At 35.4% G+C, this 24076-nt stretch carries 28 protein-coding genes; 12 read left to right on the plus strand and 16 right to left on the minus strand.

Going from position 1 to position 24076, the window contains the following annotated elements; translation table 11 throughout:
* Window positions 1–116: 116 nt before the first annotated feature.
* Window positions 117–1307, minus strand: coding sequence for a serine-type D-Ala-D-Ala carboxypeptidase DacF (dacF, locus tag MKY90_RS20740; RefSeq protein WP_215599370.1), 1191 nt, complete (start codon window positions 1305–1307; stop codon window positions 117–119).
* A gap of 166 nt (window positions 1308–1473) precedes the next feature.
* Here dacF and MKY90_RS20745 point away from each other — a divergent pair, with 166 nt between their 5' ends.
* From MKY90_RS20745 to MKY90_RS20765, 5 genes are read left to right on the plus strand one after another with little or no spacing between them, the layout of a single operon-like run.
* A complete protein-coding gene (locus tag MKY90_RS20745; protein WP_002033900.1) occupies window positions 1474–1893 on the plus strand; it encodes a GntR family transcriptional regulator in 420 nt (139 codons plus the stop codon).
* On the plus strand, window positions 1859–2740 hold the full coding sequence (locus MKY90_RS20750) for an ABC transporter ATP-binding protein (protein ID WP_341092440.1): 882 nt from the start codon (window positions 1859–1861) through the stop codon (window positions 2738–2740). The genes MKY90_RS20745 and MKY90_RS20750 overlap by 35 nt, the downstream gene beginning before the upstream one ends.
* A complete protein-coding gene (locus MKY90_RS20755) occupies window positions 2730–3788 on the plus strand; it encodes an ABC transporter permease (RefSeq protein ID WP_341092442.1) in 1059 nt (352 codons plus the stop codon). The genes MKY90_RS20750 and MKY90_RS20755 overlap by 11 nt, the downstream gene beginning before the upstream one ends.
* Window positions 3789–3800: 12 nt before the next feature.
* Window positions 3801–4865 carry an ABC transporter permease subunit gene (locus MKY90_RS20760; protein ID WP_061674468.1) on the plus strand — a complete coding sequence of 355 codons (1065 nt, stop codon included), beginning with the start codon at window positions 3801–3803 and terminating at the stop codon, window positions 4863–4865.
* 37 nt (window positions 4866–4902) lie between these two features.
* On the plus strand, window positions 4903–5952 hold the full coding sequence (locus tag MKY90_RS20765; protein WP_341092444.1) for an ABC-2 transporter permease: 1050 nt from the start codon (window positions 4903–4905) through the stop codon (window positions 5950–5952).
* Between the two features lie 17 nt (window positions 5953–5969).
* Here MKY90_RS20765 and MKY90_RS20770 read toward each other — a convergent pair whose 3' ends face one another.
* Window positions 5970–6515, minus strand: coding sequence for a hypothetical protein (locus MKY90_RS20770; protein WP_002128961.1), 546 nt, complete (start codon window positions 6513–6515; stop codon window positions 5970–5972).
* A 100-nt stretch (window positions 6516–6615) separates the two neighbouring features.
* Complete coding sequence (locus tag MKY90_RS20775) at window positions 6616–7035, minus strand: MarR family winged helix-turn-helix transcriptional regulator (RefSeq protein WP_002088468.1); 420 nt, start codon at window positions 7033–7035, stop codon at window positions 6616–6618.
* Window positions 7036–7195: 160 nt separating this feature from the next.
* Between MKY90_RS20775 and MKY90_RS20780 the strand changes: the two genes are divergently transcribed.
* Together MKY90_RS20780 and MKY90_RS20785 are read left to right on the plus strand one after the other, a co-directional pair.
* Window positions 7196–7867 (plus strand): SIMPL domain-containing protein, encoded by a 672-nt coding sequence (locus MKY90_RS20780; protein WP_002138209.1) that lies wholly within the window; start codon window positions 7196–7198, stop codon window positions 7865–7867.
* A gap of 134 nt (window positions 7868–8001) precedes the next feature.
* Window positions 8002–9291, plus strand: coding sequence for an NCS2 family permease (locus MKY90_RS20785; RefSeq protein ID WP_063218949.1), 1290 nt, complete (start codon window positions 8002–8004; stop codon window positions 9289–9291).
* A gap of 33 nt (window positions 9292–9324) precedes the next feature.
* Here the strand turns inward: MKY90_RS20785 and corA are convergent, their stop codons facing one another.
* The 9 genes from corA to spoIIM form a co-directional block, all read right to left on the minus strand.
* Window positions 9325–10287 carry a magnesium/cobalt transporter CorA gene (corA, locus tag MKY90_RS20790; RefSeq protein WP_002067031.1) on the minus strand — a complete coding sequence of 321 codons (963 nt, stop codon included), beginning with the start codon at window positions 10285–10287 and terminating at the stop codon, window positions 9325–9327.
* A 210-nt stretch (window positions 10288–10497) separates the two neighbouring features.
* The gene (locus MKY90_RS20795; protein ID WP_002067030.1) at window positions 10498–11802 is read right to left on the minus strand and encodes a pyrimidine-nucleoside phosphorylase; all 1305 of its coding nucleotides are present in this window, start codon (window positions 11800–11802) and stop codon (window positions 10498–10500) included.
* A 7-nt stretch (window positions 11803–11809) separates the two neighbouring features.
* Window positions 11810–12631, minus strand: coding sequence for a purine-nucleoside phosphorylase (locus MKY90_RS20800; protein ID WP_001078443.1), 822 nt, complete (start codon window positions 12629–12631; stop codon window positions 11810–11812).
* A gap of 12 nt (window positions 12632–12643) precedes the next feature.
* Window positions 12644–13828, minus strand: a complete 1185-nt coding sequence (gene deoB, locus MKY90_RS20805) for a phosphopentomutase (RefSeq protein WP_002014935.1) — start codon at window positions 13826–13828, stop codon at window positions 12644–12646.
* Window positions 13829–14192: 364 nt separating this feature from the next.
* Window positions 14193–14921: a FixH family protein gene (locus tag MKY90_RS20810; RefSeq protein ID WP_002088470.1), complete on the minus strand. Its 729-nt coding sequence runs from the start codon at window positions 14919–14921 to the stop codon at window positions 14193–14195.
* A 143-nt stretch (window positions 14922–15064) separates the two neighbouring features.
* Window positions 15065–15955 (minus strand): site-specific tyrosine recombinase XerD, encoded by an 891-nt coding sequence (gene xerD, locus MKY90_RS20815; RefSeq protein ID WP_002067028.1) that lies wholly within the window; start codon window positions 15953–15955, stop codon window positions 15065–15067.
* A 6-nt stretch (window positions 15956–15961) separates the two neighbouring features.
* The gene (locus MKY90_RS20820) at window positions 15962–16192 is read right to left on the minus strand and encodes a YqzK family protein (protein WP_002165108.1); all 231 of its coding nucleotides are present in this window, start codon (window positions 16190–16192) and stop codon (window positions 15962–15964) included.
* Window positions 16193–16295: 103 nt separating this feature from the next.
* Window positions 16296–16751 carry a ferric iron uptake transcriptional regulator gene (gene fur / locus MKY90_RS20825; protein ID WP_000392654.1) on the minus strand — a complete coding sequence of 152 codons (456 nt, stop codon included), beginning with the start codon at window positions 16749–16751 and terminating at the stop codon, window positions 16296–16298.
* Window positions 16752–16857: 106 nt separating this feature from the next.
* Entirely contained in the window at window positions 16858–17505 is a 648-nt protein-coding gene (gene spoIIM / locus MKY90_RS20830) for a stage II sporulation protein M (protein WP_002014939.1), read from the minus strand.
* Window positions 17506–17631: 126 nt separating this feature from the next.
* On the opposite strand from spoIIM, the gene MKY90_RS20835 reads away from it, so the two are divergent.
* Complete coding sequence (locus MKY90_RS20835) at window positions 17632–18183, plus strand: GNAT family N-acetyltransferase (protein WP_002033881.1); 552 nt, start codon at window positions 17632–17634, stop codon at window positions 18181–18183.
* Window positions 18184–18206: 23 nt separating this feature from the next.
* Here MKY90_RS20835 and MKY90_RS20840 read toward each other — a convergent pair whose 3' ends face one another.
* Entirely contained in the window at window positions 18207–18746 is a 540-nt protein-coding gene (locus MKY90_RS20840; RefSeq protein WP_002014941.1) for an NUDIX domain-containing protein, read from the minus strand.
* A gap of 74 nt (window positions 18747–18820) precedes the next feature.
* On the opposite strand from MKY90_RS20840, the gene mciZ reads away from it, so the two are divergent.
* Together mciZ and MKY90_RS20850 are read left to right on the plus strand one after the other, a co-directional pair.
* Window positions 18821–18949, plus strand: coding sequence for a Z-ring formation inhibitor MciZ (gene mciZ / locus MKY90_RS20845; RefSeq protein WP_000870295.1), 129 nt, complete (start codon window positions 18821–18823; stop codon window positions 18947–18949).
* 53 nt (window positions 18950–19002) lie between these two features.
* The gene (locus MKY90_RS20850) at window positions 19003–19917 is read left to right on the plus strand and encodes an aldo/keto reductase (RefSeq protein WP_063218948.1); all 915 of its coding nucleotides are present in this window, start codon (window positions 19003–19005) and stop codon (window positions 19915–19917) included.
* A gap of 58 nt (window positions 19918–19975) precedes the next feature.
* Here the strand turns inward: MKY90_RS20850 and MKY90_RS20855 are convergent, their stop codons facing one another.
* From MKY90_RS20855 to MKY90_RS20865, 3 genes are all read right to left on the minus strand, one after another.
* Window positions 19976–20803 (minus strand): aldo/keto reductase, encoded by an 828-nt coding sequence (locus tag MKY90_RS20855; RefSeq protein WP_341092447.1) that lies wholly within the window; start codon window positions 20801–20803, stop codon window positions 19976–19978.
* Between the two features lie 130 nt (window positions 20804–20933).
* Window positions 20934–21458, minus strand: a complete 525-nt coding sequence (locus MKY90_RS20860; RefSeq protein ID WP_002138216.1) for a GrpB family protein — start codon at window positions 21456–21458, stop codon at window positions 20934–20936.
* A 68-nt stretch (window positions 21459–21526) separates the two neighbouring features.
* A complete protein-coding gene (locus MKY90_RS20865) occupies window positions 21527–21790 on the minus strand; it encodes a YqkE family protein (protein ID WP_002014945.1) in 264 nt (87 codons plus the stop codon).
* Window positions 21791–21991: 201 nt separating this feature from the next.
* Between MKY90_RS20865 and MKY90_RS20870 the strand changes: the two genes are divergently transcribed.
* On the plus strand, window positions 21992–23581 hold the full coding sequence (locus MKY90_RS20870; RefSeq protein WP_098167394.1) for a bifunctional metallophosphatase/5'-nucleotidase: 1590 nt from the start codon (window positions 21992–21994) through the stop codon (window positions 23579–23581).
* 169 nt (window positions 23582–23750) lie between these two features.
* Entirely contained in the window at window positions 23751–24062 is a 312-nt protein-coding gene (locus MKY90_RS20875; protein ID WP_063218945.1) for a ferritin-like domain-containing protein, read from the plus strand.
* Window positions 24063–24076: the final 14 nt, after the last annotated feature.

Consider the following 24076-nt stretch of genomic DNA (forward strand, 5'->3'; position numbering starts at 1 on the left):
TGATATAAAATCAGAATCCTTCCTACTGACAAAAGAAGAACTATTTCGTCATAAAGTGAAACCTTTCAGCAATTATTTCAGTAAATACGAACAGAAAAACATCAAAATTCCCGCCGCTATTTTGATGTTGAAAACATCCCAAAACTTCTTTTAAATAACTCCCACCAGCTCGCTGCCTCAACATCTTCTTTCGCTACAATTGTTTGTTTTAATAAAACATCTTTATCTCTTTTAATAACAAGTGTGCCAAGTGCATCACCTTTTTTAATCGGTGCCTTCACTTTCTTTTCAGCAATCACTTCTTGTTTAACTTTGTCCATATTTTCGCCCTTCTTCATAAGAAGAGACACATTGTCTGACGCAACTAAATCTACTTTTTCTTCCTTACCTTTTCCTACTTGTACAGCCTTAATTTTCTCACCACGTGTATATAATTTCTTTGTCATGTATTGTCCAAATGCATAATCAAGAAGCTTCGTTACTTGATTGTTCCGCTCTTTTGATGTAGGTGCTCCCATTACAACTGAAATAACACGCATACCATTTTTCTCAGCCGATGCCGTTAAACAATATTTCGCTTCTGTCGTAAAGCCTGTTTTCACTCCATCTACTCCAGGATAAAAACGTACTAGCTTATTCGTATTAACAAGCCAAAACTTCTTATCCGTATTTTCACGTAAATAGTCTTCATATTTACCTGTGTATTTTCGAATAAGTGGATACTTCATCAACTCTTTCGCCATAATAGCCATATCATTCGCTGTAGAATAATGATCTTTGGCCGGGAGACCTGTCGGATTTTGAAAATGTGTATTTTTCAATCCTAGATCTTTCGCTTTTTTGTTCATCATATTTACGAAACCTTCTTCTGAACCAGCGATATGCTCAGCTACTGCAACCGATGCATCATTTCCAGATGCAATTGCAATGCCCTTTAACATTTCATTTACAGTCATCTCTTCCCCAGGTTCTAGAAAAATTTGTGATCCGCCCATTGAAGCTGCGTGTTCACTCGCTCTAACTTTATCGTTTAGTTTTAGTTTTCCTTTTTCAACTTGTTCCATAATTAATAGCATTGTCATAATCTTTGTCATACTAGCAGGTGGTAACTTTTCATTCGGATTTTTATCAAACAAAACTTTACCTGTATCTTGCTCAATTACGATCGCTGACGACGCTTGTTCCGCTAACTTCGGCGTGGTTTCTTCTGTTTTTTCCTGCTTCGTTTTCTCAGATTGTGCGAAACTAACTGAAGTACCAGAAAGCAATAACATGAAACAAACAAGTATTCCAAAAACTCGCTTCATGACTAACCCTCCATTCTATATCAAACTTATTTTTTCCAATTTATACATTTTTAATACCATATTTTTCTATTATTTTCAGTTGACAAATAAATTCATTGCCTATATTGTATTAAGTGTATTATACGTAGTAGTACACTTAATACTCATCAGGAAGGAGACATTGCTCTTGCATATTCAACTTGATCCAAGAAGCAACACTCCGATATGGGAACAAATTGTTCAAAATATAAAAGAGCTCGTACTCAAAAATATGTTAGCTCCAAGTGATAAACTTCCTTCTGTACGCGAGCTTGCTTCTTTGCTTGTTATAAATCCAAATACAGTAAGTAAAGCTTATCAAGAATTAGAGCGACAAGGGATTATTGAAACATTACGAGGAAAAGGAACATTTGTAGCCCAATCGATTACCCCAACATTAGACGAAAGGAAAATCGCTATGGTTGAAAAGCAATTTCATCAATTATTACTAGAAGCCTCTTATCTTGGGATTACGAAAGATAAAATTCACGATTGGATAGATTCATACTATAAAGAGATTGGAGGAAATACAGATGTTGAAAGTGACAAACTTGAAGAAAACAATTGATAACCAAACGATTTTAGACGATGTTTCTTTCACATTACAAAAAGGTAGTATCGTCGGATTGCTCGGAAGAAACGGTGCGGGGAAAACAACTTTATTACGAACGATGGTCGGCATTTTAGACCCCGATGAAGGAACTGTTACATATGAGAATACAGATGTTCATATGCATCCTGAAATTAAACAAAAAGTTGTATACGTTCCAGACTCTACTAACATACTGAACGGATATACAGTAAAAGAAATCGTAAAGTTTTATAAAGCGGTTTATACAGCATTTGATGAACAATATTTTTATGAAATATTAGAACGTTTTAATTTACCAAACAAACGTATTCGTAGTTACTCAAAAGGAATGAAAGCACTGCTTGCGATCATTTTAGCTTTCGCTGCAAAAGCAGAATATGTCATTTTAGATGAACCGACAAACGGACTTGATCCTATCGTCAAAAGACAGATTCTACAATTTCTCGTTGAAGAAGTAGCAGAAAAAGAAATTACAATTTTCATCTCCACTCACCATTTAGATGAAGTTGAAAAAATTGCCGATACAATCATTATTTTAAAAGGACATACAGTAGATTCTATTACATCACTAGATGATGCAAAATCACGATTTGCCAAAATACAAGTTGCTTATGAACGTTCATTACCTCAAAAACTAGAAAACTTAAGCAATATTAAAATATTAAACCAAACAGGAAAAGTATATACAATCTTAATTGAGGAAAATGTGGCTACAACACTGGAGAAGTTTTATAAAGAGCAACCAATACTCATTGAAGAATTAGCAAGGTCACTTGAAGATGTCTTTGTTACGACACTTGAGGAGGATGGGTATGTTTCATAAGGCATTGTGGATGTGGAATTGGAAGCGTGGGAAGTATGCTGCTTTACTATTTTTCTTGAGTACGCTTTATTATTTATCTTTCAAATACTATAGAGAAGCTCAACTACAACTTGCTAAGTATTATGACTTGAAAGAAAAAGGAACATTCGATTATAGTTACACATTTTGGTCAAATGATAATAGCCTTTGGTTAACTATTCTTATTATTTCTTTAGCGTGTCTATTAATAGGATGGGAACGTAGCAATCAATCTATTACTTTACTTATGGGAATGCCTTTTAGACGAAAAGATGTTTTCTTATCTAAATGGGCTTTCGGTTCATTCTGTATTGTATGCTCATTTCTTATAAATTGGGTTCTTATGTATTTTATTTATAGAACTACAATTCATTTTGATTATCAATCATTTGGACCATTTCATCGATACTTTCTGTATGCAATCGTTTCATATGTCGCAGTATATACAGCTGCTTTATGTATAGGTACTTTTACTGGAGGTATCGTTTCACAAGTCGTTTTTTGTATTCCTTCGTTACTAATGGGGCTTACCTTTATTTCATTACTACACAATTTTACAATTAATTCTCTAGATATTACATATAAGAAAGAACGACACTTATATGTAAGTCTTTCAGAAATTAATGCAAAAGCAAATATCGTTGCACCGATAAATTACTTTTCTATTAATTACTACTATAATCCGGAAAAAGATAAGGAAGCACCCGATTCATCGCTTTTAAAAGGTCCAGAGTTCCATAGTTATTATTCAGCTAAATCGATGCTAGTTCCTATTTTTTATACAATCTTCTATTTACTAATTGGCTCATATTTATACAAGCGGTCACCAATTGAAAATAGTCAAAGAATATTTATTTCCAAAAAACATTTACGAATATGGATATGGGGAACGACAATCTATTTCGCCTTACTAAGTAGCTATAAATTACCTTTATTTAATTTCTTATTTAATCAGTATACCGGTATGTGTTTCGCCGGAATCGTCACTTATTTCGTACTAAAGCGCCTTACAAATTATAAAGTCTTTTAAAGGAGAGATCCTATGTTTCAAAAAGCATTATGGCTACGGACGTACCAACAAAGTAAATATATAGTCTGGTTATTTTGGTTCGTTAGCTTCTACAATTTGTCATACAAATACTATATGGCAGCTATTGAACAACAACACTTTCTAACGATGCCTAAAGAAGACAACTATACATATCACTACCAGTTTGGTTTATCACTAATGGATCCTGTTATATTCCAAGGTGTTGCACTTATCATTTTAGCTTGTACGTTAATCGGATGGGAAAGACAAAATAACTCCATTGATTTTCTTTGGTCTCTGCCTTTTAAACGCTCACACTTTTTTATGACGAAATGGTTGTTTGGTATTTGTAACATTGTAGCAGTTGTCAGTATAAACTGGGGTCTATTTGCTATTATGAAAGAGATAACTTTTCATAATAAATATCAAGTATTTTCCCCATTCCATTCTTATTTTATATATATGTTAATTGTATTAATCGCTATTTATACACTTGCATTATGTATTGGAACAATTACAGGGCATATTATCTCGCAGGGACTTCTCACTGCAGCTATATTCATGTTTCCATTGTTACTTCCATCTCTAGTCTCAGGAGTCATCGCTGTTCACTCAAATATAGACTTTCATGAGAACAGTAATAATATGAACCATTTCTTAGAAAACATACGTATTTCTGGTCCAGCAGAAGATTTTCGTATTAGATTTGATTATGATCCACATAGTGCCTATACCGATCCAGATGGAGTGCGTCATAATGAACCAAACTTTACAAAAATCCCTTCAGCAAAATTATTGATTGCACCTATCACATATATCATTATTTTATTACCACTCGGTATATATTTATATGTTCGTTCAGTCAATGAGCTAAATGGAAACTTCCTCCTATATCCGAAGTTACAAAAAATAATTATGAGCATTGGTATTTTCGTTATAGGAATAGTTGGTGGTTTAGTCTTAAGGGGAGACAAATCATTACTTAATTTTTACATTGGATTTTTTGGGGCAAGCATAATTAGCTATTTTCTTCTATCCAAACTATTGAAATGGAAGTTCTCTTGGAACGCTAAATAAACTCATCATTATCACAATTTTGTACTGGAGGGATTACATGTTTCATAAAGCTTTATGGCTCCATCATTACAAGCAAAGTAAGTACATTCTTTTACTCTTTGCTTGTAGTAGTTTTTGGTTTTTACTTATTAGCTACTTTAATGATTTACAGGTTCAACCAAACGAAGATGGCTATTTCTACTATAGTTTAAATGGGGATACTCTTATCATCCCCTTCATTCCAATTTTCATATTACTCGCCTGTTCATTAATCAGTTGGAAAAGACAAAATCAAACAGACTATCTGTTATTTGCAATGCCATTCACGAGAAAAGAGCTTTTTCTTTCTAAGTGGCTGTTCGGGACAATCGCAATTCTATTCATAATGAGTCTTAATGGCATCTTAATTTATTTCATCCTAAAGATTAATCTTTTTAGCCAATACCAATCTTTCGGGCCAATGGGTACATTATTATGTTATGTTACCATTACATGGATTGCGATTTTTACAATAGCTATTTTTATCGGAACAATTGCTGGCAATGTCATTTCGCATAGTATATTAAGCTTAATTTTCATTATATTACCATCTGGAATAGGCATGTTACTGTTTCATTTTGCTTGGATTCACACAAATGTATCTACAACTGAATTTTTCCTTAAGAAAGCGAATTATGCATCATATATAGAGAATATTGAAGTTTTTGCACCTACTAATAATACTTATATATCTTATACATTTAATCCAGAAGTAAAGGAAGTAGACATTAATAATTTAAAAGAATCCGTTAAGGAGCAGCATCAATTCCAGCCCATCTGGAAGCTTATCACTCCGATTCTATATATTCTCATTCTTTTACCATTAGGAGTATTTTTGTATAATCGGACTCCTAATGAAAATAACGGTAAAATATTATTATTCACTAAACTACATCGACTATTTATACCTTGTGTTACAATATGCTTTGCTCTATTAGGAGGCCGGATAACAGGTGGAAAAAACGATCCGCTATTAAGTTATTACGCTGGGTTCATAATAATAGGACTATTTGGCTATGTAATACTTCACTATTTGATAAATAAAAAATTTTTACTTCATACGAAATAACCTCCTTCAAAAGGAGGCTATTTCACATTCTCTCTCCTATCCCCATACACCATCTCTTCTTTCATCCCAAATCCATCACCATTTTGCACAATTTGCTCTGTCGGCGCGACTACACTTTCAGCAATTTTCCATTCGCCGCGCTCTTTCACAAATACTTGCAGAAAATAGTTCATACCATTTAATTGATACGCATTTTCTTTTTTCACATTATAGTGCACCGCAATGTAGTGCACTTGAATATTTTCTTTCCCTGCTTTTGATACGTATTGCGATAATCTTGGAATGTACATTGATGCTTTCTTAAATGGTAATTGCTTCGCTTTAACGAGCGATGAACTTGTTACATTACGCAAAGTGTCCTGATTACGAACATTATCGCTATGATGAAATAATACTGCGTTTTGCATAGAACGAACCCATAATTTCGAATACAAGACGGTATTATCATTCTCAATGTACTTCACTTCTTTTTGCACCACTTGGATAGGGCTATCAGCGTACATGAATGTATGAAAGCAGAAAAAACTTCCAAGTAAAATGGTAAGTGCAGCAATATATTTCATAATCTTTCCTCCGATCTGTTTAATTAAAGTATCGGAGTTTCAAAATATTTTTATTCAAAAGAAAAAGGATAGGAAAGCTCTCGCTTCCTATCCTCATTTATTATAATACGCGGCCAAATAGTTCTAAAACCATTTCTATCTCTTGGTCGCTCCAACCTTTAAATTTCTCTTTATAATATTCTTTACGCACAGCTTCAAGCTTTTCAGTTACTTCTCGTCCGTTTTCAGTAATTTCTAAGTATACGATACGACGGTCCGAATTTGAACGTTTTCTTTCAACAAACCCTTTTCGCACGAGACGATCTGTTACAGCTGTAATATGACTGGAGGTTACGTTTACTTCACTCGCAATTTGCGAAGCCATCTGTGGACTTTTTAAAAATAACGCACGTAATACAGAGAATTCATTATATGGCATATGCTCTGAAAAACGTGTATTAATATCATTTTGTAATAAACGTATCATCTTTCGAAATGATGCAGATAGATCTAAAATCAGTGTTTCTCTATTTTCGTTCACTAGCCTCGTCCCTTTTTTATCATATTTACACATATTATAATCTATAAATACCTATATTGTATATGCTTTCTTCCCTTAACATTCTCATTTATGTAACTTTTTTCATAAGATTTTCTTTTTTGTTCACACATATACATATAAAAAAGGATGGTGAGCATAAATGCAAAGTGGAATGAATCCGTATTTACATAATATCCGTACGACAAATACTGGTAAAGAAGCTACTATTACTGTACAAGGAGAAGGCATTATAAAGGCAAAACCAAATGTTGTCATATTAACACTGGGCATTCGAACAGATAGTAAAAATGTAAAACAGGCGCAAGAAGAAAATGCAGTGCAATCGAAACAATTGCTTGATGCACTCAAACAGCTAGGTATTGCCGATAAAGATATAGAAACCATTTCTTATACCATTACTCCTCAATACGAATATGTAAATGATAAAGCATTACTACAAGGCTACCGTGTGGAGCATTTGTATGAAATTACCGTTTTAAATGTGCAAAAAGCAGGGGAAGTATATGATATAGCCGTTACAAATGGTGCAAACGTAGCAAAAGGATTACGTTTTCGAATATCTCATCCAAATAAATATTATGAGCAAGCTCTCATTCAAGCTCTGCAACAAGCAGTAGACAAAGCTCGTACAATTGCGAGTACCTACAATTTAAATATTAATCCTGTTCCCCTCTCACTCGTTGAAGAATCTGCCCAATTACCACGGGAGATCGCATCATATGCTACTTTGCATGCGCAAGCAGCTCCGCCCATTCAATCAGGAGAACTAGAAATCATTTCATCTATCCGGGCAATTTTTACGTATTTATAAATAAACTCATTTATAAGTAACCGTTATCATTTTCATTGTTGTAAAAACATGATGTTCTGATATAATAAAGGACGGTGAGCTCTTACATAAGAGATATCACGGGTGGGAGAGGGATATGAAAAAGAAGGTTTAACATGAAAGGAATACTTGAAAGAACATTTAAATTAGACTTACACCAAACATCACCAAAACAAGAAGTTTTAGCTGGAGTCACGTCATTTTTCACAATTGTTTATATTATGATTGTAAATGCGTCAATCTTATCAGATGCCGGCATTCCTCTTGAGGCAGGAATTTTGGCAACTGTTTTAAGTTCATTTGTCGGATGTCTACTCATGGCATTTTGGGCAAATGCACCTGCTATTCTTGTCCCTGGTATGGGTGTAAATGCATTCTTCACGTACACTGCTGTGCATACGCTCGGTTTAACTTGGCAAGAAGCATTGGCAGCTGTTTTTATCGCCGGTATTATTTTTGCAATTGCTGCTTTTACACCGATTGCTCGCGTGCTTTCGGTATCGATTCCAAAGTCATTAAAGGAAGCGATCACTGTCGGTATCGGGTTGTTTTTAGCTTTCATCGGCTTGCAAAAAGGTGGTTTAGTCGTTTCGCATCCTAATACTGCTGTTGCAATGGGAAAATTAAGTAGTCCTGTCGTTCTTGCCACACTACTTACTCTTATTGTCGCACTTGTACTATTTGCGCGTAACGTACGTGGAAGCTTTTTATGGACGATTGCAATTGGAACTGGTATTGCATGGCTGTTTGGTCTTGTTGATACGAGTCAAATGGGAAATAGTTCGTTTTCATTCGCTAATTATGGCGATGTGTTTGGAGCTATGTCATTTGGGAAACTTTCTTCCTTGCCATTTTGGATTGCAACATTCTCCTTAAGCATGGTGCTTATTTTTGAGAACATGGGACTTTTACATGGTTTATTAGAAGATGATCGTAAATTCCCACGTGCTTACCAAGCAAATGCAATTTCAGCAATGACATGTGGTCTATTTGGCACAAGCCCTACCGTTTCAACAGTAGAGAGTGCCGCAGGTATTACTGCAGGCGGAAAGACAGGTCTGACGTCTATCGTTACAGGGTTGTTATTCTTCGCATCACTGTTTGCGCTTCCGTTTGTCAAAATAATTCCTGACAGTGCCATTGCACCAATCTTAATTATTATTGGCGGGCTGATGATTACAAGCATTCAACAAATTCCTCTGAACGACTTTTCAGAAGGATTTCCAGCGTTTTTAATTATCGTTATGATCCCGCTCACATATAGTATTGCTGATGGCATTGCGTTCGGATTTATTGCTTATCCTATCTTGAAAGTTGCACTTGGAAAGCGTAAAGAAGTCGCACCGTCCATGTATATTATTACATGCTTATTCTTAGCCATGTTCGTATTACACGCTATTGGCTAAGAAAAAAACACCGAGGAAATCCTCGGTGTTTTTTTACTTAAACCAACCTTTTTTATAAAACCAAGCCATCATTCCGCCGCCAATTAATGCCATTAAAATTAAGCAAATAAAATAACTATACTTCCCGCCAAGCTCTGGCATATGTGCAAAGTTCATGCCGTATACCCCTGCAATAAATGTTAACGGCATGAAAATAGTTGAGAAAACAGTTAATGTTTTCATAATATTGTTCATATGGTGGGAATTCAACGAAAAGTAACTATCTCGAATATCTGCTGTTAATTCACGGCTCGCTTCAATCATCTCTGTCAGTTTAAGCAAATGATCATGTATATCTTTAAAATAAATTTCATGATCGCTTATACCGTAAAAACGTGTTGAATTTAATATACGATACAATAAATCACGCATCGGAATAATCGTACGCCTTAGCTTAGATAAATCTGCACGAATATCAAATACTTCTTCTAACACACTTCCTGCTGTCTCACCCGTTAAATTATCATCAATTGCATTTAAATGGTCTTCAATGTAATAAACAGGTGCGAAATAATCATCTACAATTTGGTCAATAATTGTATGTGCTACATGCAAAGGGCTCTTCTTAATACGTTTCTTTTCACCGAGCGTTTTCCATACTCTTTCAATCGCATTGTTATGAGAGAAATGGAAAGAGACTATATATCGATCACTAATAAATAAATCGATTTCATGCGGTTCTAATCCGTCTTCTCCGAATGCATGAAGAACTAAAAAGTTATATCCATCATAAAAATCTACCTTTGGTCTCTGTACATACTCTACACAATCTTCAATTGCAAGGGGATGGAACTTGAAGTGATCTTGTAAAATATATGTATACTCCTCTTTCGTTGGCTTATATAAATCAAGCCAATACCATATGATGTTCTCTTTTTTCGTTTCTTCTAGCGAAACATCATATAAAACTTCATTTTTTTTCGTTATTGCACAAATTCTAATCATAATTTCACCCATTACTATTATAAACAAAAAATAGTAAAAAAAGCCAAGGAGAAATCTCCTCAGCTTTTTTTTATCCCGCTATTTGCGGGCAGTAAGACCCCTACCTCAAAATTCAGCGAAAGCAAAGAAGTTAGGTCTGGGTCGGGCTGCCCGTAAATGCCCGATTGGTGAAGGCTAATAATCAGTGGGGATAAAGCCCCCACTGATTAAAGTTTCACTTTATTACTTCGTTACAATACCGTGTACTAAAGTTGGTGCATCTACGTGATCTTTAGCGATTTTCATGTTCTCATAAATTTTCGCTTTTACGTCTTCAACATTTTCGCGGTTTGCGTAAATTGTAACAAGAGAGTCACCTTTTTTCACGCTATCGCCTACTTTTTTGCGAAGCATTAGACCAACTGCTAAATCAATTTCAGACTCTTTCGTTGCACGCCCTGCTCCTAAAAGCATTGCTGCTGTTCCGATTTCATCTGCAACGATTTCCGATACGTAACCGTCTTCTTTCGCTTCCACTTCAATTTTAAATTGTGCTTGTGGCAATTTAGAAGGATCATCAACAACAGATGCATCGCCGCCTTGTGCTGATAAGAACGTTTTAAATGATTCTAGCGCTTTACCATTGTTCATTACTTCAATTAACTTTTCACGTGCATCTTCTAAAGATGAAGCTTGTCCAGCAAGGTACACCATCTGACTTCCAAGTGTTAAACATAACTCTTCTAAATCTTTCGGTCCCTTACCTTGTAATGTATCAATTGCTTCTTGTACTTCTAATGCATTACCGATTGCTTCACCAAGCGGCTGACTCATATCAGAAATAACCGCCATCGTATTACGACCAACGTTATTACCAATGCGTACCATTGCTTCTGCTAAACGCTTTGCATCTTCATCCGTTTTCATAAACGCGCCTGCTCCAGTTTTTACATCAAGAACAATTGCATCTGCACCAGCAGCAATTTTCTTACTCATAATTGAGCTAGCAATAAGAGGAATTGAATTTACTGTTGCAGTTACATCACGAAGCGCATATAACTTTTTATCAGCAGGTGTTAAGTTTCCACTTTGACCAATAACAGCGATTTTATTTTCATTTACAAGACGCATGAATTCATCATTTTCAATTTCCACATGGAATCCTGGTACTGCTTCTAATTTATCAATTGTACCACCCGTATGTCCTAGACCTCGTCCAGACATTTTCGCAACTGGTACACCTAAAGCAGCTACTAATGGACCTAATACAAGTGTCGTTGTATCACCAACTCCACCCGTTGAATGCTTATCTACTTTTACCCCTTCAATGGCTGATAAGTCAATTGTATCACCGCTATTTACCATTGCCATCGTTAAATCTGCACGTTCTTGATCATTCATATCTTGGAAGAAAATTGCCATTGCAAGTGAACTCATTTGATAATCTGGAATACTACCATTTGTATATCCTTCAACGATAAAGTTAATTTCTTCTGTCGTTAATGCATGTCCATCACGTTTTTTTGCAATTAGGTCCACCATTCTCATTGTGAAGTCACCCCTTCATTTGTTTTACAATTGCTTTTACTAATGCTAAGAAATTAGCTTTAACACGTTCTGTCGTTTCAATTACTTCATCGTGGTGAAGTGGTTGATCTAAAATACCAGCTGCCATATTTGAAATGCAAGAAATACCTAGTACTTTCATACCTGCATGACGAGCTACAATTACTTCCGGTACTGTTGACATACCAACTGCATCTCCGCCAAGTGTACGAAGCATACGAATTTCAGCAGGTGTTTCATATACAGGACCTGTCATTCCAACATATACACCTTCTTGTACTTTAATATTTAAATCTGCTGCAACTTGTTTCGCCATTTCGCGAAGTTCTGGCGTATATGATGTAGACATATCAGGGAAACGTACACCCATTTCAGAATCATTTGGTCCGATTAATGGGTTCGTACCCATGAAGTTAATATGGTCTGAAATTAACATAAGATCGCCTGGTTCAAATGATGTATTTACACCACCAGCTGCGTTCGTTACAACAACTGTTTCTACACCTAATTCTTTCATAACACGAACTGGGAATGTTACTTTTTGCATATCGTATCCTTCATAGAAATGGAAACGTCCTTGCATTGCTACTACTGTTACACCTTGAAGTGTACCGAATACAAGTTGACCTGCATGTCCTTCTACAGTTGAAACTGGGAATTCAGGGATTTCACTGTATGGTACTGTTACTGCGTTCTCGATTTCATCTGCTAATACACCTAGTCCAGATCCAAGGATTAGTCCTACTTGTGGTGTCTCTTGAAATTTCTCTTTTAAGTATGAAGCTGATTTTGTAATTAGTTCACGATTCATCTGTTTATCCCCCTATTTCTTTAGCTCGTTTAAGAAGCTTGTTCCATGTTCTGGCATTTTAACATTAAAGTTTTCTGCTACAGTTGCACCAATATCAGCAAATGTTTGACGAAGTGATAACTCTTGTCCGCCTTCTTTCATGCTTGGGCTATATGCTAATAACGGTACATATTCACGTGTATGATCAGTACCAGGATGTACTGGATCATTACCATGGTCTGCTGTAATTAATAATAGATCATCTTCTTTTAGTTTTTCGAATACTTCTGGAAGACGTGCGTCATATTCTTGCAATGCTTCTCCGTACCCTTGTGGGTCACGACGATGACCAAATAAGGCATCAAAGTCAACTAAGTTTAAGAAGCTAATACCTGTAAAGTCCATATTTAATGTATCTACAAGCTTGTCCATTCCATCCATATTTGATTTCGTACGAAGTGATTCAGTTACACCTTCTCCATCATAAATGTCAGCAATTTTACCAATAGCAATTACATCATAATCGCTATCTTTAAGTTCATTCATTACTGTGCGACCAAATGGTTTTAACGCATAGTCATGACGATTTGGTGTACGTGTGAAGTTTCCTGGCTCTCCAACGAACGGACGAGCAATAACACGCCCTACCATGTACTTCTCATCTAATGTTAATTCACGTGCGATTTTACAAATTTTATATAGCTCTTCAAGTGGTACTACTTCTTCATGAGCTGCGATCTGTAATACACTATCAGCAGAAGTGTAAACAATTAAAGAACCTGTTTCCATTTGTTCTTGACCAAGCTCAACAAGTACCTCAGTTCCAGAAGCTGGTTTATTACCGATAATTTTACGACCTGTCTTTTCTTCTAATTCATCAAGTAATTCTTTCGGGAATCCTTCAGGAAACACTTGGAATGGTGTATCAATGTAAAGGCCCATGATTTCCCAGTGACCTGTCATTGTATCTTTACCTGTAGATTTCTCTTGCATTTTTGTATAATATCCAAGCGGTTTCTCTACTTTAGAGATTCCTTTCATTTCACGAATATTACCAAGGCCTAATTTCACCATGTTTGGCATGTGTAATCCATTCATATGTTCAGCGATATGACCAATTGTATCAGAACCTAAATCACCAAACTGCTCAGCATCTGGTGCTTCACCGATTCCCACAGAGTCCATTACGACTAGGAAAATACGTTTATATTTATTCATAACTGCAACCTCCTATATGTTCAGTTCTACTTCTTGTAGTATGTTCAAAACGCTATAAAGTGAAACTGTTATCAATGGGAATTATCTTTCGTCCTCATTATTAAACAGTACTGCTTTAAATCATTCTCTAACTTTTTCGTTTTACTTTCAAACGAATAAAAAACATTTCTAGGTTTTTCCAAGTCAGATGTCAGACATCTGATATTGATATCATAACATGTTTACGCTTTCTTTTTAATACATTTTCGTAGAATTTCTCATTTTCTTTACCCTTCTATTGTAATCCATTCTGCAAAGAAGTGCTAATCATTTTATAACATATTTCCTAATATAAAAATAAAAAGCAGCTCTAAAGAGCTACTTTTTATTTTACTTCTACTGTTTCTTCTTTATGTTCATGTAGTTCACCTTTTTTAACATGAACTTTCACTTTGTAAGCACCGTTTTCTTTGAAAGTATGTTTCGTTTCATACTCTCCTTTATTTCCTTCTTTCGCTGGAATAAATTCGTGCTTTTCAACACCATCTTTCCAAATCTCAAGTTGTACTTCAGCACCAGTTAACGCTTCTTCTTTTTGCTTCAAATGAACTTTCATTGTTGATTCAGCATTTGCTTTAATATCACCAGCCATAAGATGTATCATCGTATCACTTTTATGATCCCCATGACCTTCTTCTTTTTTCGCATCTTCTACTTTTGCATTTCCTACAGCGACTTTTGTTTCTGGCATAACATGCATTTCACGTGCATTTGTATGAGGAATAATATGATATACTCCATCAGTTTCAAATGTTTTCTCTACTGCATAAACACCTTTTCCTTTATGCTTACCATCTAACATCTCGTGTTTCTCGTCGCCATCTTTCCAAATCTCAAACTTTACATCATCAGCATCCGTTACTCTTTCTTTTCCTTGTGTAACAAGTGCTTGTACTTCTGTTTTTTCACCAGGTTTAATTTCTTTCGGATTCGTTTGAACCGCTACTTTTATAGCTTCCAGTTTCTGTTCTTTTTTCGGTTCTTCTTTGTTTGTATTACAGCCAGCCAATGCTAGCATCGCGATAAATAAAGTCATAATAAGTTTTTTCATCATCATTTCCTCCTTCATACTTTATTTAGTATAGAGGAAATACATTGTAATATTCTAGTCTTCTGCTGAAAACAATGTACGAAATGTTTGTGAAGTTTCTGTGAAATGGTTCACTCTTCTTAATCTATGAAAAAAGAGCATAGTGACTATGCTCTCGGGTGAAACTGTTTATATACATCTTTTAATCTAGTTTTTGAAACGTGCGTATAAATTTGTGTCGTCGAAATATCTGCATGTCCAAGCATTTCCTGTACAGCACGTAAGTCTGCCCCATTTTCTAATAGATGCGTAGCAAAAGAGTGACGCAACGTATGCGGTGTAAGCTCTTTTGCAATATTCGCTTCTTTCGCTAGCCGTTTTAAAATTTTCCAAAATCCCTGTCTCGATAATCGATTACCATGATGGTTTAAAAAGAGCGCATCTACTGCTTTTTTACCCATCAATTCTCTTCTTCCTTTTTCAATATACTTTTGAATCGCTTCTGTCGCTAAGCTTCCTAGTGGAATAATTCTTTCTTTGTTCCCTTTCCCGATACAGCGAACAAATCCCATCGTTAAGTGCACATCTTCTAAATTTAATGCAATTAATTCTGAAACACGAAGTCCTGTTGCATACAACAACTCTAACATTGCCTTATCACGAATCCCAAAAGCACTTGCCGTTTTCGGTGTTTGAAGCAATGCTTCCACTTCGTCGATTGATAATACTTTTGGTAATTTCCGTTCCCCTTGTGGCGTTTCAATATGTACCGATGGGTCATGCTCCACTGCTCGTTCACGAAGTAAAAATTGATGAAACGAACGAATCGATGCAATATGACGCGCCAATGTTTTTGAAGATTTCCCGTTTTCTTTTAAATGCTGCAAAAAGTTAACAATATGCAAGCGTGTCACTTCATGAAACGTCTTCGTTTGTTCTACATTTTGCAAATACTTCACATAGCTTTTTAAATCGCGTTCATAAGATACAACTGTATTTTTCGCTAACCCTTTTTCAACAATCATATAATGAATAAAATCTTTTAATTGATCTTCCAATCTACACTACTCCCCATTTTCATAGAAAAACATCATTCTATTTACGAAAGCATCCTTTTCCGGCTCCTCATTCCCTGATACTTTTTCTACAGTCTCTTCTTTTGGCTTTTCATAACGATGGTAACTTTCATATTCTTGATTTATCCATAGTATAGCGAAATAAAACAAAATCGTACAACTTGTAAATAATAAAAATACTTTCATCCCATCAAAAGTTAATTTTAAAGCTCGGCGCATTGTAAATTCCTCCAAAATATAAGTTATTACAACATATGCCAAGCTTTCACCAATTTATACCTTATTCAAATAAAAAACCTCTTCCTAGTTAAATAGGAAAAGGTTATTTTTCATCCGTTTCATTTTCTTGACAATTTTTACAAATCCCATGGAATGTTAAACGATGATCTTTCACCTTAAAGCTCCAGTCTCGTTCCACTTTATTCTCCACTTCACCAAGTAAATCTTCTTGTATTTCTTGTACAGCACCGCATTGTGTACAGATTAAATGATGATGGAAACGCTGTGCACCTTCTTGGCGTAAGTCATAACGCGAAACACCGTCTCCAAAGTTAATTTTATCGACAACTTTCAACTCAGACAATAACTCTAAAGTTCGATAAACGGTTGCTAATCCGATCTCTGGCGACTTTTCTTTTACAAGGAGGTATACATCTTCTGCGCTTAAATGATCTTCTTCATTTTCTAGCAGCACACGAACTGTTGCTTCACGTTGTGGTGTCAATTTATAGCTCGCTGCATGTAATTGCTTCTTAATTCGTTCAATTCTTTCTTCCATTCGGTACTACTCCCTCCTCGCCACTCTTACACCATTATATCAGAAGAAGGGCTCCTGTCAAAAGAAAAACAATAAAAACAAATTGATAATTATTCTCAAAAAATATTTATTGTTTGTTAATAGCCTCCACAACTTCTTTCATTAAAACTGGTGATGCATACACTTCGACACTGGAAGCAATAGCTAATACCGCTCCAATCACGAGAAAAAAGCATGTATAGCGAATTAATAACGGTAATAGTGGCTCAGTTATTTTCCGAATAAATTGATGCCTAATCATGCGTAAGGAAAAGCTTGCAGCAATTGTTGTCATTACGAGAAATACAGGAATTATAATTAAATTTTGTGGCAATACAGATACAAATGCTAATAATAGTCCATTCCATCCGTGCTGACTTACTAAAAAACCTACTGTAAATCCAACAACTACCCCTTTTAAAAATAGTAAGATAAAAATGAGCGGCAACCCAATAATTGAAATCCCCAAAATCCAAATAAAACCGATATATTTTAATTGCGAAAAGTAACTTTCTCGAAACATTTCGCCTGCGACAGCAAATTCTCCTTTAGAAACTTGTCCAAAAAAACGCTGTAAATAAAATGATAAATCTTGCTTTTGGTTTATTTGTAAACTATTCACAAGAATCGCTCCAAATATTACTCCCATCAGTAATAAAACCGCATTAAATATATATAGTGAAGAATTTTCCTGTATGTGAGACATTACACGGTCTTGCCACGTTTTTCGCCACATTTTCCTTCCCTCCGTTCACACTCTTACTAAAAATGTATGAAAGAAAGAAAAAAAGTATGACGAATTAGCATTGAAATTCCGCTCTACTTTGCTAAACTAAAAAGTAGAGAATAGGAGGGATTTCTCTTGAAACCATTATTATTAGATTTTCCAACATTATTTCAAACTGAGCGCTTGCAAGTACGTAAGCCGTTTCCAGGTGATGGCACAGAAGTATATGAAGCAATCCAAGCTTCGCTAGAAGACTTATTACCATGGATGCCAATTACAGCTGAAACAGAAGAACGTGCTGAAGAAATTGTTCGCGAAGCTCACGGACAGTTTTTACTTCGTGAAACACTTGATTTCCACTTATACGATAAAGTATCTGGTACATTCATCGGAGCTATTACGCTCAAGCCTGAAAACTGGGATATTCCAAAGTTTTCACTTCACTTTTGGCTACATAGCGCTTATACAAAGCATGGCTATATGACAGAAGCCATTAAAGGTGCGATTCAATTTGCATTTGATAAACTAGGTGCTAGAAGAATTGAAATTCGTACTGATGCAACAAATATAAACGCATGTAACTTAGCAGAACGTCTAGAATTTATTTTAGAAGGTACAATGGAAAATGATTTCCTAGCACCCGATGGCAGCTTACGCGATGCACGTGTATATGCAAAAATCAACTAAAAACACTCGCCTTAGGCGAGTGTTTATTTTTGTAATTGTAAATATTGTACTGCAAACATCGTCTTAGCATCATGTATGCGAAGGTCTTTCATAAGATCAATCGCTTCTTCTAATGACACTTCCATTAATTCCACAAATTCATCTTCATCTAAAGCTGCTTTATTTTCTTTTTGTTTTAATCCTGTCGCTTTATATACATATAAAATCTCATCTGCAAAACCAGGTGATGTATAGAAAGATGTAATAAGCTCCATATTTTCACATACATATCCTGTTTCTTCTTCTAATTCACGAACTGCTGTTACCTCTGGCTTTTCCCCAGGTTCTAACTTCCCAGCAGGAATTTCCACAATTGCCTTTTCGAGAGCTTTACGATACTGCTCAACGAGTACAATTTTCCCCTCATCAGTAATAGCAATAATAGCAACTGCCCCAGGGTGATTTACGATTTCACGTTTACTCATTTCTCCATTTGGTAATACTACATCATCAACACGAACTTTTATAACTCTACCATCAAAAATCGGTTCAGTTTTTACTGTTCTTTCTGCAAGATTACTCATACTACTTCATCTCCCTGTTCTATTTCCTAATCGTTCTTCATACATTTTACCACATTGAAAGGAGCGTGATAGAAATGAAAGTTTACATTTTACCAAATCGCGTCACTTTAGTCGGCAAAGCATGGCAAATTCGTCATAAGCTAAAACAATATGGAAAAGAGTATACAACTGTACAAGAGTGGATTACAGCAAATAAAAAGTAAACGTTTGTCAACCTCCTTCCCCTTTCGTACAATAAAAGTAAGGAGGTTGACCTATGAAAAAACGTCAATTAGGAAACTCAGATTTATATGTTACGGAAATTGGATTTGGCTGTATGTCTCTCGGTGCATCTGAGGCTGAAGCTATGCGTATTATCGATGAGGCAATCGATTTAGGAATTAATTTTTTTGATACAGCAGACTTATACGATTATGGATTAAATGAAGAATTTGTTGGAAAAGCTCTGAAAGGAAAACGTGACCAAATTGTTCTTACAACAAAGGTTGGAAATCGATGGACAGAAGAAAAAAACGGTTGGTCTTGGGATCCTTCTAAAGCTTATATAAAGGCCGAAGTAAAAGAGAGTTTACGTAGACTTCAAACAGATTATATTGATTTATATCAACTTCATGGTGGGACGATTGAAGATCCTATAGATGAAACAGTTGAAGCCTTTGAAGAATTAAAAAAAGAAGGGATTATTCGTCATTATGGTATCTCTTCTATACGTCCAAATGTCATTCGTGAGTATGCAAAACGATCAAATATCGTTAGCATATTAATGGAATACAGCCTTTTAAATCGTCGCCCTGAAGAATGGTTCCCGCTTCTTAATGAACAGCAAATTAGCGTTATTGCTCGCGGACCACTTGCAAAAGGGATTTTAACTAACAATAATGCAAGAAAGATAGAAAGAGTAAAAGAAAAAGATTACCTCTCTTATTCTTACGATGAGTTATATTCGACACTCGCGAGTGTAAAAGAAATAACCCAAGAAAGCTCTTTAACAGGAACAGCTATTCAATATTGCTTACATAACGAAACTGTTGCAGCTGTTATACCTGGTGCAAGCTCTATTCAACAATTGCAAGAAAATATACAAGCTAGCCAACAGTTATCTTTAACAAAAGAAGAATATGTACAACTTCAAAAGATTGTTAAGTATGATTCATATGCTTTGCATCGCTAAAATATTGATACCGATAAAAGCAAAAGACTGCCCCTCAACACTAGGCGGCAGTCTTTTTTTATAACGTATCATATTTATCAGGATTCGTTCCTACATGTAAATTACGATTTAACGTATTAATTTGATCCATCTCTTCTTCAGTTAATGAGCAATCAAAAATAGTAAAGTTCTCTTTAATACGAGATGGCGTAACAGATTTAGGAATAGTCACAATCCCACTTTGAATATCCCACCTTAATATAACTTGTGCAGGTGACTTTTCATATTTTTTAGAAATAGCCTGAATAATTGGATGCTGGAATACTTCGCCGCCTCTCATTAAAGGACTCCATGCTTCCATTTGAATTTGCTCACCTTGACAGAAATCACGCAATTCAAATTGCGCTAGCATTGGATGAAGTTCAACTTGGTTTACCATCGGCTTCACTTTGCAATTTGGTAATAACAGTTCTAAATGATGTTTATGAAAATTAGAAACACCAATGGCACGCACTTTACCTTCTTCATATAGCTTTTCTAGAGCACGGTACGTATCAACATACTTCCCTCTTATCGGCCAATGGATTAAATATAAATCTACATAGTCCATTTGTAATTTCTTTAAACTTTTTTCAAACGCCTCGAGCGTCTCCTCGTACCCTTGATCGTCGTTCCAAACTTTTGTTGTAATAAACAAGTCTTCTCGCGAAATTCCAGATTCACGAACCGCTTCTCCGACACCGCTTTCATTTTCATATACAGTTGCTGTATCAATCGAACGGTATCCAACTTCTAACGCTGTTTTTACTGCTTGTTTAACTTCGTCGCCTTCTTTAGCTTTATAAACGCCTAGACCAATCATCGGCATTTTCACGCCATTATGAAGTGTAGTTGTTGGAATATGCATACTCGTTCTCCCTTTCAATGTTACATTTTTTATAAACCACCACTTTATTTCAACAAGATTTATTCAAAATGTCAAAACATACGTACAGTTTACATAATAATTTTATACCCCTTTAGAAAATAACATGAACTCAGTCGTTCACGTTACTTTCTATCCATTTCTTCGCTTTTTCATCAACATTACGTACAAATTCATTTTTTCCTTCTGTATACAACGTGCCATCATATGTATATTTTTCAGCTAGTTCTTTCTTTAAAGTCGCATACGCTTCTGCTTCTTCACAATGAGCCATCATATAATCACGAAATGCTAAATGCCTTACTATCTCAGGATTTCCTTTTTCAAATACGTGTAAGTGATACGAGCGTTTTTCCTCAGTCCCATGAATAAAATAACGACGTCTTGAAATACCATTTTCCCCTTTTACGATGTAACCAAGCTCTTTAAAACGTTCATTCCAATGATCTACTCTGTCGATACTCTCTACTTCCATAATCATATCTATAATTGGTTTAGCTGCCAGTCCTGGCACTGACGTACTTCCAATATGATGGACTTTCACCATTTCTGGCATCGCCGATTTTAATCTTTCGGCTTCCATTTGGAATTTCTCACTCCAATGATTTTCATACGGAACGACTACAATTTCCCTCATTCTAACTCCCCTTTTCTTACAAACTCGTCAAAAAAATGATCAGCGGCATTTCACTGATCATCTTTTTATTATTTAAAGTCTTTCCAAGTAAGGCTACTTTCACTTAACAGTTCTTCAAATGATTTATTCTTTTCACGTTCTTTTTGTTCCTTACGCTTTCTTTCTTGTTCTGCTGCCTCTTTTTTCTCTTCTCTCACTTGCAACTCTTTTTTCTTATTCTTTAATTGTTGCATTAACGAATCGTTCAATTGATCACCTAGTGTAAGTGATTCTTTCTCTGGTTGATTCATTTGAGAGTGTCTTTGTGTTTGTCTTTGCTTCTTTTTCTTCATACTACTCACCTTTTACTTTTTTCTCCATTATAGAGGATACATGGCGAAATCGACAATAAAAAAGGTTCCATACTCTATTATTTATCTTTTGTAAATATGTTAATTTTTCGAAAAAACTAAATTTTTATATAGATATAATCCTAGTAATCTATTAAAATTATGTCGTATGATGTCAGATTATAAAAAAAGGAGAAATTAATTATGTGGAAAAAAATTATTCCTGCTGTTGCTGTTTTAAGTACTATTACTTTTTCAAGCGTATTCGCCGCTCCTCCATCTCAGACTCCTGCCGAACAAAACCGATACATAGACGTACAAATGCTTGGTATTAATGATTTACATGGTCAACTAGATACTGTAAAAAAAGTTAACAATAAAGAAGCTGGTGGCGCTGATTATTTAGCTACTTATTTAAAAGAACGCAAAAAACAAAACCCTAATACACTTCTCGTACATGCCGGTGATATTGTCGGAGCCAGCCCACCAGTTTCCGCATTATTACAGGACGAACCAACAATTGAATTTTTAAATGATTTAAAGTTTGATGTTGGTACAATTGGAAATCATGAATTTGATGAAGGCATTGAGGAAATGCGACGTCTCATTTATGGTGGATATCATGAAAAAACAGGGAATTTCAAAGGAGCAAACTTCCCTTATGTCGCTGCAAACTTCTATAATAAATCAACTGGCCGCTTATTTTTACCACCATTCACTGTAAAAATGGTTGACGGAGTTCCTGTAGGGTTCATTGGAGTTGTTACAACGGATACACCGAATGTCGTTATGCCTACTATGCTTAAAAATGTAGAAATCACTGATGAAGTAGAGGCTATTAATAAATCCACACAACAATTAAAGCGTCTCGGCGTTAAATCTATCGTAGTCCTTGCACATGTCGGCGGAACAACTGATGAGTCTGGTGTAACAAATGGAGACCTCACTCGAATTGCAAATGAAACAGATCCCGAAGTTGATGTTATTTTCGGCGGACATAGTCATACGTACGTAAATGGTACTGTAAATAATAAACTTATCGTGCAAGCGAACTCTTACGGGATGGCTTTCTCTGATGTAGATGTAACGATTGATAGAAAAACAAAAGATATTGTGAAGAAAAAAGCTGAAGTTATTACAACGTACCATGAAGGTGTAGAGCCTGATAAACAAGTAAAACAAAAGTTAGATCAATATAAAGAAAAAATTGCACCGCTTGTAAATGAAGTTGTCGGAAAATCTACAGCACCTATCGACCGTAAACAAAACGATGCTGGTGAATCTACACTTGGAAATTTAGTTGCGGATGCCCAGCGCCAAACTATGCAAACACAAATCGCTCTTATGAATCCTGGTGGAATTCGTAATGATCTAGACGCTGGAGATATTACATGGGGCGAATTATACGGCATTCAGCCTTTCGGAAACCAATTAATTAAAGTAGATCTAACAGGTCAAGATATTCGTGATATATTAAATCAACAATGGCAAAAAGGAGCAACGAGAATGCTTCAAATTTCAGGTATTCAATACACTTGGGATGCAAATAAACCAAATAACGAAAAGGTTACGAATATCCGTTTAACAAATGGTGAAGAATTAGTTCCCTCTAAAACGTATAGCGTAGTTGCAAATGCTTTCCTAGCTTCTGGCGGTGATGGATTCGTATCCTTTAAAAATGGAAAAAATGCTGAAACTGGTCCAAACGATTTTGAAGCATTAGTCGATTATGTAAAACAAGTGAAAGAACCAATTCAGCCGATTATTGATGGACGTATTCAAAAAAACAATTAAATACTATTTAAACTAGTGCGTGACACTCGAAAGAAGAAGCTCCTTTTATATGCAAGGAGCTTCTTCTTTTAGAGTCATACGTATTGTCATTCTTCTAGTGCAGTAAAGGATACGCACATAGCCCCTTGTTTCTTCGTAGTATATAGAAAACTATAATGGGAAGATTTGTATGTATTTCTATCAAACAATGACGATACATTGTATCGACAAACACATTCGTAGTATTGAGAAAGCAATTAATGGAGAATATAGCGCCATTCATTTTTATGCTAGATTAGCTACTTTAGCTCCAGACATAAATGAACGAACTCAAATCCTTGAAATTCGGCAAGATGAGCAACGAACAGTTGATTTTTACTTAGAAATTGCTGACGAAACGACAAATCAACAAGTGAAAGAAACATTTCAGCGCGCAGCAGCTGATGAACAAAATCATGCCGTTTGGTTCCTATATTACTTTTCGAAACAAAACAAAAAATGAAATAAAAGAAAGGA

The sequence above is a fragment of the Bacillus sp. FSL P2-0099 genome, from assembly GCF_038007445.1.
GTDB classification, from domain to species: Bacteria; Bacillota; Bacilli; order Bacillales; family Bacillaceae_G; genus Bacillus_A; species Bacillus_A mycoides.